Source organism: Sphingomonas radicis, from assembly GCF_051400635.1.
GTDB lineage: Bacteria > Pseudomonadota > Alphaproteobacteria > Sphingomonadales > Sphingomonadaceae > Sphingomonas.
On sequence record NZ_JBLFFG010000002.1, the window covers coordinates 134,688 to 148,485 of the forward strand.

Annotated in this window: 10 protein-coding genes and 1 tRNA gene; 7 read left to right on the forward strand and 4 right to left on the reverse strand. The window is 66.9% G+C overall.

Annotated elements, in window-relative coordinates:
• The first annotated feature begins 142 nt into the window (after positions 1-142).
• Positions 143-1,846 carry a class I adenylate-forming enzyme family protein gene (locus ACMGDH_RS07590; protein ID WP_436828214.1) on the forward strand — a complete coding sequence of 568 codons (1,704 nt, stop codon included), beginning with the start codon at positions 143-145 and terminating at the stop codon, positions 1,844-1,846.
• Positions 1,847-2,049: 203 nt separating this feature from the next.
• Here the strand turns inward: ACMGDH_RS07590 and ACMGDH_RS07595 are convergent, their stop codons facing one another.
• Positions 2,050-3,534: an FGGY family carbohydrate kinase gene (locus tag ACMGDH_RS07595; protein ID WP_436827346.1), complete on the reverse strand. Its 1,485-nt coding sequence runs from the start codon at positions 3,532-3,534 to the stop codon at positions 2,050-2,052.
• Positions 3,535-3,686: 152 nt separating this feature from the next.
• On the opposite strand from ACMGDH_RS07595, the gene ACMGDH_RS07600 reads away from it, so the two are divergent.
• Positions 3,687-4,085 (forward strand): glycine zipper 2TM domain-containing protein, encoded by a 399-nt coding sequence (locus ACMGDH_RS07600; protein WP_436827347.1) that lies wholly within the window; start codon positions 3,687-3,689, stop codon positions 4,083-4,085.
• 74 nt (positions 4,086-4,159) lie between these two features.
• Here ACMGDH_RS07600 and ACMGDH_RS07605 read toward each other — a convergent pair.
• A tRNA-Cys gene (locus ACMGDH_RS07605) sits at positions 4,160-4,233 on the reverse strand.
• Between the two features lie 207 nt (positions 4,234-4,440).
• On the reverse strand, positions 4,441-4,728 hold the full coding sequence (locus ACMGDH_RS07610) for a hypothetical protein (RefSeq protein ID WP_436827348.1): 288 nt from the start codon (positions 4,726-4,728) through the stop codon (positions 4,441-4,443).
• Between the two features lie 221 nt (positions 4,729-4,949).
• Here ACMGDH_RS07610 and ACMGDH_RS07615 point away from each other — a divergent pair, with 221 nt between their 5' ends.
• The 5 genes from ACMGDH_RS07615 to ACMGDH_RS07635 all read left to right on the forward strand — a co-directional run bounded on the left by ACMGDH_RS07615 (position 4,950) and on the right by ACMGDH_RS07635 (position 12,846).
• The gene (locus ACMGDH_RS07615) at positions 4,950-5,633 is read left to right on the forward strand and encodes a protein-L-isoaspartate O-methyltransferase family protein (RefSeq protein WP_436827349.1); all 684 of its coding nucleotides are present in this window, start codon (positions 4,950-4,952) and stop codon (positions 5,631-5,633) included.
• Between the two features lie 16 nt (positions 5,634-5,649).
• On the forward strand, positions 5,650-7,209 hold the full coding sequence (locus ACMGDH_RS07620; RefSeq protein ID WP_436827350.1) for a TolC family outer membrane protein: 1,560 nt from the start codon (positions 5,650-5,652) through the stop codon (positions 7,207-7,209).
• Between the two features lie 38 nt (positions 7,210-7,247).
• Positions 7,248-7,712: a DUF2497 domain-containing protein gene (locus tag ACMGDH_RS07625; RefSeq protein WP_436827351.1), complete on the forward strand. Its 465-nt coding sequence runs from the start codon at positions 7,248-7,250 to the stop codon at positions 7,710-7,712.
• A gap of 283 nt (positions 7,713-7,995) precedes the next feature.
• A complete protein-coding gene (locus ACMGDH_RS07630; RefSeq protein WP_436827352.1) occupies positions 7,996-10,041 on the forward strand; it encodes a S9 family peptidase in 2,046 nt (681 codons plus the stop codon).
• 126 nt (positions 10,042-10,167) lie between these two features.
• Positions 10,168-12,846 (forward strand): valine--tRNA ligase, encoded by a 2,679-nt coding sequence (locus ACMGDH_RS07635; RefSeq protein WP_436827353.1) that lies wholly within the window; start codon positions 10,168-10,170, stop codon positions 12,844-12,846.
• Here ACMGDH_RS07635 and ACMGDH_RS07640 read toward each other — a convergent pair.
• On the reverse strand, positions 12,843-13,730 hold the full coding sequence (locus ACMGDH_RS07640; protein ID WP_436827354.1) for a diacylglycerol kinase family protein: 888 nt from the start codon (positions 13,728-13,730) through the stop codon (positions 12,843-12,845). The genes ACMGDH_RS07635 and ACMGDH_RS07640 overlap by 4 nt on opposite strands.
• Positions 13,731-13,798 lie beyond the last annotated feature (68 nt).

Sequence of the window (13,798 nt, forward strand, 5' to 3'; positions counted from 1 at the left end):
TATTGCCTTGAGCGCCGTTTGAATCAACACTAACGTTCAATGATGGCGTTGCCCCAACGGCAAACCCAACATTCGGAAACGATGGAGAGATCGCGCCTTGGCCCTTGAACCGATCGTGCCGCTCGACCCTGACTGGCCCAAGATGTCGCTCGAGCAGGCGAAGGCGCTGCTCACTGCCCCAGGCGCCCGTTTCGAAATGGAGATGGCGGATATCGGCGGCGTCCCCACGCGCGTATGGAAGAACGCGCCGCCGTCGCTCGCCGCGCTCCAGCAGCTGGTACGCGCCTATGGGGATCGCGTCTTCACCATCTATGAAGACGAGCGCGTCACCTATGACGCGAATTATCGCGCCGTGTGCCACCTCGCCGCGCGGCTCACCGAAATGGGCGTGGGGAAGGGCGATCGAGTCGCGCTGGCAATGCGCAACCTGCCCGAATGGCCGACGATCTTCTTCGCGATCGCGAGCATCGGCGCGATCGTGGTGCCGCTCAATGCCTGGTGGACCGGCGGCGAGCTCGAATATGGCCTGCGCGATTCCGGCGTGCGGGTGCTGTTCGTCGACCGCGAACGACACGAGCGGCTGAAGCACTGCTACGACGATCTTTCCGGCCTGGAACGTGTGGTGGTGAGCCGTGCCGACGAAGCCCCGGGCGGCAAAGCCGTGCGGCTGGAGGATCTGATCGGGACCCGCGCCGCCTGGGCTGCGCTTCCCGAAATTCCCTTTCCGCAGGCTGCGATCCAGCCCGACGACGATGTTACGATCTTCTACACCAGCGGCACCACCGGCTCCCCGAAGGGAGCGCTGGGCACGCACCGCAACATCGTCACCAACATCCTGTCCGGCGGCTATTCGACTGCGCGCACGCTGCTGCGCCGGGGCGAAACGCCGCCCGCGACGCCCGATCACAAGACCTCGCTGCTCGTCATTCCGCTGTTCCACGTCACCGCGTGCAGCGCCGGGCTGATGGCGATGATGGCGGCGGGTGCGACGATCGTCTTCATGCGGCGCTGGGATCCGGTGCAGGCGATGGAGATCATCGAGCGCGAGCGCGTCAACCTGACCGGCGGCGTGCCGACGATCGCCTGGCAGCTTCTCGAGCACCCGGACCGCCACAAATACGACCTATCGAGCCTGGAGACGATCGCCTATGGCGGCGCGCCCTCGGCGCCGGAGCTGGTGAAGCGGATATACGAGGAGTTCGGCGCGCTTCCGGGCAACGGCTGGGGCATGACCGAGACGATGGCCACCGTCACCAGCCATTCGGCCGAGGATTATCTGATGCGGCCGACCAGCGCCGGGCTCCCGGTGGCGACGGCGGACCTCAAGATCATGACGCTCGAAGGCGATCGCGAGCTTCCCGTGGGCGAAGTCGGGGAGCTGTGGGCGAGGGGCCCGATGATCGTGAAGGGCTATTGGAACAAGCCCGAGGAAACCGCGCAGACCTTTGTCGATGGCTGGGTGCGCACCGGCGATCTCGCGCGGCTGGACGAAGAGGGATTCCTCTACATAGTCGACCGCGCCAAGGACATTGTGATCCGCGGCGGCGAGAACATCTACTCGTCGGAAGTCGAGGACGTGCTCTACGCGCACCCCGCGGTGACCGACTGCGCGCTGATCGGCATCCCGCACCGGACCTTGGGCGAGGAGCCGGCCGCGGTCGTCCACCTCGCGCCGGGCATGGAGGCGAGCGAGGCCGAGCTGCAGGAATGGGTGCGCGCGCGCGTGGCAGCTTTCAAGGTTCCGGTGGCGATCCGCTTCGTGAAGGATACGCTGCCGCGCAACGCCAACGGCAAGATCCTGAAAACGGAGCTCAAGACGCTGTTCGCGGGGGAAGAAGCGGCGTGAACTACTAGGGTCAATCGACATTCGGATTTTGGCCAGCCAATTCCCAACCGTCACCCCGGACTTGGTCCGGGGTCCACCTGGAGACAAGGGCTGGGCAAGAGGCTCCTTGGCAGCCAGCGAGGCGGAGTGGACCCCGGAACAGGTCCGGGGTGACCGGTGGAATGGGCGGATGCGGCGTGCTTCGGCCTGAATGTCGATCGGTCCTAGCTCGTCGTTCCCGCCTTCGCGGAGGTTACGATCGAATGCACCGCATTAGCCCATCCCGTCAGCCGCGCTTCCCGCATGCTCGCCTCCATCTCCGGCTCGAACGTCCGAACGGCGCCACGCATCTGCGCTGCTTCTTCCAGCCCTGCGAACAACCCGCAACCAACCCCCGCCAGCATCGCCGCGCCCAGCGCCGTCGTCTCCGCGAAGTCGGGCCGATCTACGGGTATGTCGAGGACATCGGCGAGATCCTGCGCGATCCAGTCATTGGTGACCATGCCGCCGTCGACACGGAGGCGAGACCAGTCGGCGCCGTCGGCAGCGAAGGCGGTCTTCAGGTCGTGGCTCTGATGTGCCATCGCCTCGAGCGCGGCGCGAATGATGTGCGCCCGGCTCGTCGAAAAGCTCAACCCGGAGAGCGCGCCGCGCGCTTCCGGCTCCCACCAGGGCGCGCCGAGGCCGCTCAGCGCGGGCACGAGGAACACGCCGCCGCTGTCGGGCACCGACCGCGCGAGCGCTTCCGTTTCGGCTGCGTTCGTAACGAGGCCGAGCGAGTCGCGCAGCCACTGGACCAAGCTCCCGGCAACGAACACCGCGCCTTCGATCGCATAGGTGCGGCGCCCGCCAAGCTGCCAGAGCACGGTCGCGAGCAATCGATGCTTCGATGAAGGCGGCGTGGTGCCGGCGTTGGCGAGGATGAAGGCGCCGGTGCCATAGGTCGCCTTGGTCTCGCCCTTGGTCAGGCACGCCTGGCCGATCGTCGCCGCCTGCTGGTCGCCCGCAAGCCCGCAGATCGGGATCGCGCCGCCGAACAGGCTCGTCGTGGCGAACCGGCCCGCACAATCGACGATCTCGGGGAGCGCGGCCCGGGGCGCGGCGAACATGTCGAGCAGGCTGTCGTTCCACCCGCCGCTGCCCAGGCCCATCAGCAAGGTGCGCGAGGCATTGGTCGCGTCGGTGACGTGCAGCCCGCCGCTCAGCTTCCACACCAGCCAGCTCTCGACCGTGCCGATCGCGAGCCGCTCCCCGGCTTCGCGCAGCTGCGGCCAATGCTCCATCGCCCAGGCGATCTTGGTGCCTGAGAAATAGGGATCGAGCAGCAGCCCGGTGCGGGCCTGGAGCGCGGGCTCCTCGCCAGCCTCGCGAAGCTGCCGGCACAGAGCGGCGGTGCGCCGGTCCTGCCACACGATCGCAGGCGCCAGCGGCTCGCCGGTGATCTTGTCCCAGAAAACGATCGTCTCGCGTTGGTTGGTGATTCCGATTGCGGCAATCGCATCGGGGCCGCCGGCCTTCTCGACCATCGCGGCCGCACAGGCGAAGCTGCGCTCCCAGATCTCGGCGGCATCATGCTCGACCAGCCCTGGCCCGGGATAATATTGCGTCAGTTCTTCGGCATGCGACGCCAGGCATTTGCCCGAAGGCTCGAACAGCATCGCGCGCGTCGATGTCGTGCCTTCGTCGATCACCAGCAGCAATTCACCCATAGATCAAGGCTAGCGGCGATCGTGGGCGGGGGGAATGGCGGATGAACGCCGGCTAACTGAACGCCGGCTAACGGGTGCGTTCAGGCGCGCTGCACGCGACTCGTGCCAAAAGGGCTCCAGATTGAGGCACCGATGCCTCCGAGGAGGACGATATGAAGAAGCATCTGATCAGCGCCGCGCTTGCCGCCAGCGTCGTCGTCGGCGGCATGGCTGCTACTCCGGCCGCGGCACAGCGCTATGGCTATGGCGATTACCGCGACGATTATCGCCGCGACTATCGTGATGGCTATCGGGATGGCTATCGCCGCGATTACCGCGACGGTTATCGCAACTACCGCGGTGACGGCTATCGCTACCGCAACTATCGCCGCTGCAGTGACGGGACCACAGGCACGATCCTCGGCGCGATCGCCGGCGGTCTGCTGGGCGGCGAGATCGGCCGCGGCAGCTCGTACCGCGGGCGCAGCACCACTGGCACCATCATCGGTGCGGGCGTGGGCGCACTCGCCGGCCGCGAGATCGAGCGCGGCGGCAGCAACTGCCGCCGCTAAAACCCCGACAAAACTACAGAAAGGTGCCTGTGCCAGTCGCAGGCACCTTTTTTATTGTCCGCGGGGAAGGAGGATGGAGGCCCGAGCCGGAATCGAACCGGCGTGCAAGGATTTGCAGTCCTCTGCGTAACCACTCCGCCATCGGGCCATCCGAGCGGTGAGGCGCGCAAATGCGCTGGCCGGTCGCCTCGTGTCAACTACTAGGTTCAAAAGGCGGAAACCGGTTTAGCTAGTACGTCGATTGCGGCCGGGGAGAAATCGCCATTCGCCGGATAGAAAACAGGTCGGAGTCGCTGTAGCGGCCGACTCGCTGAAGCTGCGTCTTTTCGGCATGAGCGGAGCTGTAAGCACACGGCTAGCGCGAGTCCTTCCGGCGCATCGCCTGGAGCGCCGCATATCCGCTCGTCGTGATGACTGCGTCGCGGAAACAGGGCGCGCGGTTCCGGACCACGATCGCCTCGTACATCACCAGTCCGGCGTCGCAGAGCGCTTCCATCACTGCCAGCAGCTCGCGGTTGCGCATCGAGCCTTCCAGTCCAAAGGCATTGGCGTCCACGTCGCGTGGAGTGGGGCGCCACTGCGCCAACTGATCGAGCACACGGCGCGCGATTGCGGACTCGAGCCTGTCGCCGGCCTGCTCCACCATAGGATTCCCCGCGTTTAACGTGCTGGTCTCGCTATTCCTTTACTGTTGCGTAACCTCTCTCAACGAAGGGTTAACGCGTTGGCGGCCCGAACCCAGTTTGCGCCCGGCCGATGCCTTGGTGCAAGTCGCTTGGCGATCTCGCTGCGCCGCGATAGAAGCGCAGCGTCTTCAACAAGTGTATTGCACAGCTAATACGGTTGTGCCAGATAGCCGGAGTAATGATGGCCCTTTCGGTCGATCCTGCGCCCGTCGAAGCAAGCCGCTTCGAAGCGATGCGCCATTCGATGGTGGCAAGCCAGCTGCGCACCAATGCGGTCAACGATCCGCGTGTGGTGGAAGCGATGGCAAAGGTGCCGCGCGAGGCTTTCCTGCCGCCCGAGCATCGCGCCATCGCCTATCGCGACACGCTGCTGCCGCTGGCCGGGGGACGGCGCCACAATTCGCCGCTCGCGACCGGGCGCCTGCTCACCGAAGCGCGCGTGCAGCCGAGCGATCGGGTGCTGCTGGTCGGCGCAGCGGGAGGCTATGCTGCAGCAGTGCTCGCCCTGCTCGCCAACTCGGTCCTCGCGCTGGAAGAAGAGGATTCGCTGGTGGCGATCGCGCGCGGCGGTCTCGCCGGCGAAGCGAACGTCGAGCTGGTGCAGGGGCCGCTCAACGCCGGCTGGCCCGCCGGTGCGTCTTATGACCTGCTCGTGATCGACGGCGCAGTCGAGCAAGTTCCCGACGCGCTGGTCCAGCAGGTCGCGATCGGCGGCCGGATCGTCACCGGCGTCATCGATCGCGGGGTCACGCGCCTTGCCAAGGGCCGCCGGTCCGAGGGCGGGTTCGGGCTGATCGACTTCGTCGATATCGAATGTGCAGAGCTTCCTGGTTTCCGACGCCTACGGACCTTTCAATTCTGATCAAAAGATGAGGCTGATGCGATTTTCCTCTCTGCTCCTTGGTGTCAGCCTTGCCGCGATCGCCGTTCCTGCCAGTGCGCAGACCGCGGCCCAGCGGCAGGGTACGGTTCCCGCCGCTGCTGCCCCCGCGGCGGCTCCCGTCCCGACCACGACCCTGCGGGATGCGCTGGTCCAGACCTATAACAGCAATCCGGAGCTCCAGGCGGAGCGGGCCAACCAGCGGGCGAACGACGAGAATGTGCCGATTGCCCGCTCGCGCGGCCTCCCGGGAGCGGACGCGACGGGCTCGGTGAACTCGAGCCTGTACGACAGCGACGCGAACCTGATTTCGCCGACTCGTCAGGGCCGGCTCGGGATCAACCTGTCGCAGCCGATCTACAGCGGCGGGGGCGTGCGCAATTCGGTGCGCGCGGCCGAACGGCGCGTGGAAGCCGGGCAGGCCGATCTGCGCGGTGCCGAATCGGACATCTTCACGCAGGCGGTCACTGCCTATGTCGATGTCATGCGCGATGAGGCGATCGTTCGCCTCAACCAGCAGAACGTCAACGTCCTCGAAGTGAACCTTCAGGCGACGCGCGACCGTTTCGAGGTGGGCGATCTCACTCGCACCGACGTCGCTCAGTCCGAAGCGCGGCTCGCGCTCGCGCGCAGCCAGCTGCGCACCGCCGAGGCACGGCTGATCGGAAGTCGCGAAACCTATATCCGCGTGATCGGCACGCCCCCGGGGGTGCTCGCGCCACCGCCGGCGCTGCCCAATCTGCCCGACGATGTGGCGACGGCCGAACAGATCGCGCTCGCCAACAATCCCTATCTCGAGGCGGCGCAGCTCGCCCGTGACGCTTCGCGCTACGACGTGAGCGTGGCGCGCGCTGGCCGGCTGCCGCAGGTCAGCCTCGGCGTGGGCGGCAATTATTACAATTATCTCGGCTCGATTCCGGCGGCCGCGGCAGCGCAGGGCGCGAGCGGCAGCGGCTTCTCGAGCACGATCGGCGCGGAGCTTTCGCTGCCGATCTTCCAGGGCGGACGGCCGGCGGCGCAGGTGCGTCAGGCGCAGGCGCGTCAGGCATCGGCGATCGAGCAGGTGACGCTCACCGAGCGCGGCGTGATCGCCCAGGCACGCTCGGCCTACGCTGCCTATCAGTCGGCGCTGCGCGTGATCGAATCGAACCGTGTCGCGGTCGAGGCCAACCGGCTCAGCCTGGAGGGCGTCCGCGCCGAGAACAGCGTCGGCACGCGCACGATCCTCGATATCCTCAACGCCGAGCAGGAACTGCTCAATTCGCAGGTCAACTATGTGACTGCCGAGCGCGACGCCTATGTCGCAGGCTTCACACTGCTGGCGGCGATGGGTCGCGCGCAGGCGGACCAGCTCGGCCTCGAAGGCGGGCCGCTCTACGATCCGGCTGCCAACTACAAGCGTGTCCGTGGCGACTGGAGCGACTGGAACGACGATCCCGAGCCGCAGCCGGTGGGCACTCCGACTCGCGAGACTCCGGCGCAGGGAGCCAATGTCGCGCCTGTCGGTCTGGACCCCGTGCTGCAACGCGACGTTGACACCAACCCCCAGAATCCCTGATTGGGTTAGCCGGGCCAGTTGAGGAGAAGGTGCCGGCTATGGGCGATATCAGCGCCGAACCTTCGATGGAGGAGATCCTCTCCTCCATCAAGCGCATCATCGCCGAGGAAGGCGATGCCGCCACCGGTGCGCGCGTCCGCCGCGCCCGGGAAACGCCTTCGGACGAAATAGAGCAGGGGCCGGCGGACGAGGCTGCCGATCGCGAAGTCTTCGAATTGCGCGAAGCCGTCGCCGCGGAGCAGACCGAACGCGCGACTGCCCCGGCAGCCGGCCCGGCCCCCGAACCGATCCTCTCGCAGCAGGCGATGGAAGCGACTCGTCAACCGCTGGAGGCGCTCTCGCGGATCCTCGTGAAGCCCGAAGTGCCCGGATCGGACACGCTCGAAGGGCTGGTGCGCGAAATGCTCAAGCCGATGCTCCGCGACTGGCTCGACGCCAACCTGCCGCAGATCGTCGAAGCGATGGTCGCACGCGAAATCTCGCGCATCACCAGCGGGCGGTGAGCCGCTGGCGGCGGCGGGCTGCTCCAAATCCTCCTCCGTCACCCCGGCCTTGTGCCGGGGTCCACTCTACCGCGAGTCATGCCGCAGCGATCGGGGGCGGATAGGGTATATATGCGCCCTTTGCGCGCTCGCTGCTGGTCCCGGCGCGCGCCGAGACGGTATGGCCCGGCTGCCCAGTGGACCCCGGCACAAGGCCGGGGTGACGAATGGGAGAAGGGACCGGAATCGCGTTCCGCGCCATCCCATATTGCGCCGCACTCCGGGCTTTGCTCTACCTCGCCCCATGAAGCACCTCCTGCTCGCGAGCGTCGCGCTCGCCTTTGCCGCCGCACCTGCCGCTGCCCGGGACCTCACCATCCAGGACGTAGCGACGCTCTCCCGCGTCGGCGCTCCCACGGTTTCCCCCGATGGACGCTGGCTCGTCTGGCAGCAGCGCGAGACCGACCTCGCCGCGAACCGCGGCCGATACGATCTCTGGCGTCTCGATCTCACGAAGAAGGGCGTGGCGCCCGAGAAGCTCGCTGCCGAAGCCGATGTGAACGAGACGAGCCCGCAATTCTCGGCGGACGGCAAGACAGTCTGGTTCCAGTCGGACAAGGGCGGCGAGGACGCAATATGGGGCGTTCCGGGCGCGGGCGGCGCTGCCGTCAAGCTCGGTGCGGTCCCGGGCGGCTTCAGCGGCTTCAAGGTCGCGCCGACCGGCGACAAGCTGCTCGTCTGGGCCGATCGCAAGCCTGGCGCACCGAACCTGGAGCCGGCGATGGTCAAGAAGGACCCCAACGCCGGCTCCGGCCGCACCTACGACCAGCTCTTCGTGCGCCACTGGGATACATGGTCGAACGGCGACCGGTCCCAGCTGTTCGTGCTGCCCTTCGGCCCGCAAGGGGCGAGCGGCAACGGCACGCCGATCATCGGATCGCTGATCGGCGATACCCCATCCAAGCCTTTCGGCGGCGGCGAGGAGCTCGCCTGGTCGCCCGACGGCAAGACAGTCTATTTCGCGCTGCGCGAGGCAGGGCGGATCGAACCGCTTTCGACCAACCTCGACATCTTCGCCGCGCCTGCCGACGGATCGGCGCCGCCGGTGAACCTCACGCCCGACAACGACGGCACCGACACGCTCCCCACCGTCTCGCCCGACGGCAAGTGGCTCGCCTGGGCCTCGATGGCGCGCGCGGGCTATGAGTCGGATCGTCAGCTGCTCAAGCTGCGCAACCTCGCCACCGGCGAAGTCCGCGCGCTGACGCAGGATTGGGATCGCTCGGTCGCCTCGATCGCCTGGGCTGCGGACGGCAAGACGCTCTATGTGACTGCGCAGGACACGCAGGAGCAGCCGATCTTTGCGGTGGATGCGCAGAGCGGGAAGGTGACCCGGCTTACGCAGGAGGGCGTCGTCTCGGCGGTCGTGCCGGTGAAAGGTGGCGTGGTGTTCAGCATGAACAGCCTCACCGCGCCCGACGATTTCTACCGTCTCTCGGGCAAGAAGGTGGAGCGGCTGACCTCGGTCAACGCAGCGAAGCTCGCGGGGATCGATTTGCCCAAGGTCGAGCGCTTCAGCTTCACTGGCGCGAACAACGACAAGGTCTGGGGCTATGCCGTCCGGCCGCCGACCCTTGCCGCCGGTGCCAAGGCGCCGATCGCCTTCATCGTCCACGGCGGGCCGCAAGGGTCGAGCAACAACAGCTGGTCCTATCGCTGGAATCCCGCTGTGTTCGCGGGCGCCGGCTATGCCGTGGTTTCGGTCGATTTCCACGGAAGCACCGGCTACGGCCAAGCCTTCACCGATGCGATCCAGAACAATTGGGGCGGCTGGCCGCTCGAGGACCTGCAGAAGGGCCTCAAGGCCGCGACCGACAAATTCTCTTACCTGAATGCCGACAACGCCTGCGCGCTCGGCGCGTCCTACGGCGGCTATATGATGAACTGGATCGAGGGCCAGTGGCCCGATCGGTTCAAGTGCATCGTCCAGCATGATGGAGTCTTCGATGCGCGGGCCATGGCGTACGAGACTGAGGAGTTGTGGTTCGACGAGTGGGAGCATGGCGGCAAGGCCTATTTCGAGGACCCCGAGGCCTTCGAGAAATGGAACCCCGTCCACCACGTCACCAAATGGAAGACGCCGCAGCTCGTCATCACCAGCGAGAAGGATTTCCGCATTCCCTACACCCAGGGGCTGGCCGCATTCACTGCGCTCCAGCGGCGCGAGATCGACTCCCGCCTGCTCGTCTTCCCCGACGAGAACCATTGGGTGCTCAAGCCGAAGAACTCGATGCAATGGTATAGCGAGGTGCTCGGCTGGCTGGGGAAATATACCAGGCCTCAGCAGTGAACCTCGTGCTCCTGCGAAAGCAGGAGCCCAGGGTTACACGGGGCATCGCTTGCGACTCTGGGCTCCTGCTTTCGCAGGAGCACGGGGTGGGGTGACGCGCGCGGCGCCGCTGGCTAAGGGCAGCGCATGACGACCGAGCTTCCCAAGACCTTCGACCCCGCCGAAATCGAATCCCGCTGGTATGGCCATTGGGAGGAAAAGGGCCTGTTCGCGCCCGAGCGCCCCGGCGCCGATCCCTGGACGCTGGTCAACCCGCCGCCCAACGTCACCGGTAGCCTCCACATCGGCCATGCGCTCGACAACACGCTGCAGGATATCCTGGTCCGCCACGCGCGACTGAAAGGCAAGGACGCGCGCTGGGTAGTCGGCACCGATCATGCCGGCATCGCCACCCAGATGGTGGTCGAGCGCCAGCTCAACGAAAAGCAGCAGAAGCGCACCGACTTCACCCGCGAGGAATTCGTCGCGAAGGTGTGGGAATGGAAGGCGGAGAGCGGCGGCGAGATCACGCGCCAGCTCCGCCGCCTCGGCTGCTCGATGGACTGGGCCAACGAGCGCTTCACGATGGACGACGGCTTTTCGAAGGCGGTCCTCAAGGTGTTCGTCGAGCTTCATCGCCAGGGGCTGATCTATCGCGACAAGCGCCTTGTGAACTGGGACCCGGGCTTCGGCACCGCGATCAGCGACCTCGAAGTCGAGACCGTCGACGTCAAGGGCAGCTTCTGGCGCCTGCGCTATCCGCTCGAGGACGGTAGCGGCTTCATCGAAGTCGCGACCACGCGCCCCGAAACGATGCTCGCCGACATGGCCGTCGCGGTGCACCCTGACGACGAACGCTACAAGCCGCTGGTCGGCAAGAAGGTGCGGCTGCCGATCACCGGCCGGCTGGTGCCCATCGTCACCGACGAGCATGCCGATCCCGAGCTCGGCTCGGGCGCGGTCAAGATCACGCCCGGCCACGATTTCAACGACTTCGAAGTCGGCAAGCGCGCCGGCATCAAGCCGGCCGAAATGCTCAACATGCTCGACGCCAAGGCGCGCGTGACGCAGACCGCCGACGGGCTGATCCCGGAGGAGCTGCTGGGCCTCGACCGGTTCGAGGCGCGCAAGGCGGTGGTCGCATGGCTCAAGGCCGAGGGTTTCCTGATCCCGCACGTCGACAAGGACGGCGAGGAGCACGACGCCGAGCCCCGCACGATCGCGACGCCCTATGGCGACCGCTCGGGCGTGGTGATCGAGCCCTGGCTCACCGATCAATGGTATGTCGACGCCGCGACGCTGGCGAAGCCCGCGATCGAGGCGGTCCACTCGGGCGCGACCAAGATCGTGCCCAGGAGCTGGGAAAAGACCTATTTCAACTGGATGGAGAACATCCAGCCCTGGTGCGTCTCGCGCCAGCTCTGGTGGGGCCACCGGATCCCGGCGTGGTTCGCCGAGGACGGCCGCATCTTCGTTGCAGAAACCGCGGAGCAGGCGCAGGCCGAGGCAGGCGAGGGCGTCGCGCTCACCCAGGACCCCGACGTCCTCGACACCTGGTTCTCCTCCGCGCTCTGGCCCTTCGCGACGATGGGCTGGCCGGACGAGGATGTGAAGGCCAAGGGCCGCTACCCCAACGACGTGCTCATCTCGGGGTTCGACATTCTGTTCTTCTGGGATGCACGGATGATGATGCAGGGTTTGCACTTCATGAAAGAAGTGCCGTTCAAGACCTTGTATCTCCACGGTTTGGTACGCGCTGCGGACGGGCAGAAGATGTCCAAGTCCAAGGGCAACGTCGTCAATCCGCTCGGGCTCATCGACAAGTACGGCGCCGATGCGCTGCGCTTCTTCATGGCCGCGATGGAGAGCCAGGGCCGCGACATCAAGATGGATGAAAAGCGAGTCGAGGGCTATCGCAACTTCGCGACCAAGCTCTGGAACGCCGCGCGCTTCTGCCAGTCGAACGGCATCGCCGCGAGCCGCACGATCGAGCCGCCAGCGGCGACCCTCGCGGTCAATCGCTGGATCGTCGCGGAGACCGTCGCGACCGTCCAGACGCTCGACCTCGCACTCGCGGACCTGCGCTTCGACGAGGCAGCCAACAGCATCTACCAGTTCACCTGGAGCCGGTTCTGCGACTGGTACCTCGAGCTGATCAAGCCCGTGCTCCAGACCGAGGGTGCCGAAGGGGCGGACGAAACCCGCGCGGTCGCCGGCTGGGTGCTCGACCAGATCCTGGTCATGCTCCACCCCTTCATGCCCTTCATCACCGAAGAGCTCTGGTCCAAGATGGGCCCGCGCGAATATGAGCTGATCGTGGCGAAATGGCCGATGGCCGACGCCCGCGCGCTCGATCCCGCGGCCGCGCAGGAGATCGACTGGCTGATCCGGCTGGTGAGCGAGATCCGCGCCGCGCGCACCGAGCTCAACGTGCCCCCGGGCGCGCGCCTGCCGGTCCACGTCCGCGACGCCTCGGCCGACACCGCCGCCCGCCTCGCGCGCCAGGACGCAGCGCTCGCCCGCCTCGCCCGCGTCGATCAGGCTTCGGACGATATCCCCGCTGGCGGCGCCCTCCAGATCATCGTCGACGAGGCGACCTATGTGCTGCCGCTCGGTGACGTGGTCGATCTCGAAGCCGAACGCGCCCGCCTCACCAAGGCGATCGCCGCGGCCGAGAAGGAGCGCGACAGCCTGGCAGGCCGGCTGAACAATCCCAGCTTCGTCGAACGCGCCAAGCCGGAGGCAGTCGAGAAAGCCCGCGCCGATCATGCCGAAAAGGCCGCCGAGGCCGAGCGTCTCTCCGCGGCGCTGGCGCGGCTCGGTTAGCCTTCCGCCGGCGCCATCACTTCGATCACGCCGGCGGCGATCTTCGCGACCGCCGGCGTCTTCGCCAGCACTTCGCCGTCGATCGAAATCGGCAGCACCGGCTCGGTCGCGATCCGCAGCGCCTGTCCGGTGAATTCCACCGTGTCCTCGTGCCGCGCCTCCAGCCGCAGGATCGATGCGGCCCAGTTGCGCACCAGCCGCCGCTTCACATGGCCCTTCACCGCCTGAACCACGATCCGTCCGCTGTCGAGCTCGGCCGAATCGACCAGCTCGGTGCCGCCGTGGAAGGCGCCGTTGGAGATGCGCACCTCCACCACGCGCAGCCGCTCTGCCGCCGTGCCTTCGCCGACGATCAGCGTGAACGGGCGGAAGCGCAGGAACTGGATCGCCGCCCAGCCCAGATAGCCCGCGCGGCCGAACCAGCGCTTCGCCAGATGCGGCACCGTTTCCGCGATCTTGGGCGAGAGGCCGATCGCCGCGGCGTTGGCGAAATAGTCGTCGCCGATCATCCCCAGGTCGATCCGCCGCGGCGCGCCCTTCACGATCACATCCACTGCGCCGTCGATGTCGAGCGGGATGCCCAGCGACCGCGCAAAGCTGTTCGCGGTGCCGAGCGGCAGCACCCCCAGCCGCACCCCGCGCCCCACGATCAGATCGACGAGCGAACTGATCGTCCCGTCGCCCCCGCCCAGGATCAGCAGCGCAGCTCCCCGGTCGAGCGCGCGCTCGACGGCCGCGGGCAGCGCTGCCGGATCGTCCACGGCATGGGCATCCACGGCAAAGCCCAGCGCCTCGAATCGCGCACGCGCGCTTTCGAACGAACGACGGCCGCTGCGCGATCGGGTGTTGACGATCATCGCCGCACGCGCCTTTGCTTCCGCCATCCTGCCCTTCCATCCGGAACGTATCGGGCGGGTAACGTTTGTCCCGGGCGGGACGATCCGCAGCCGAT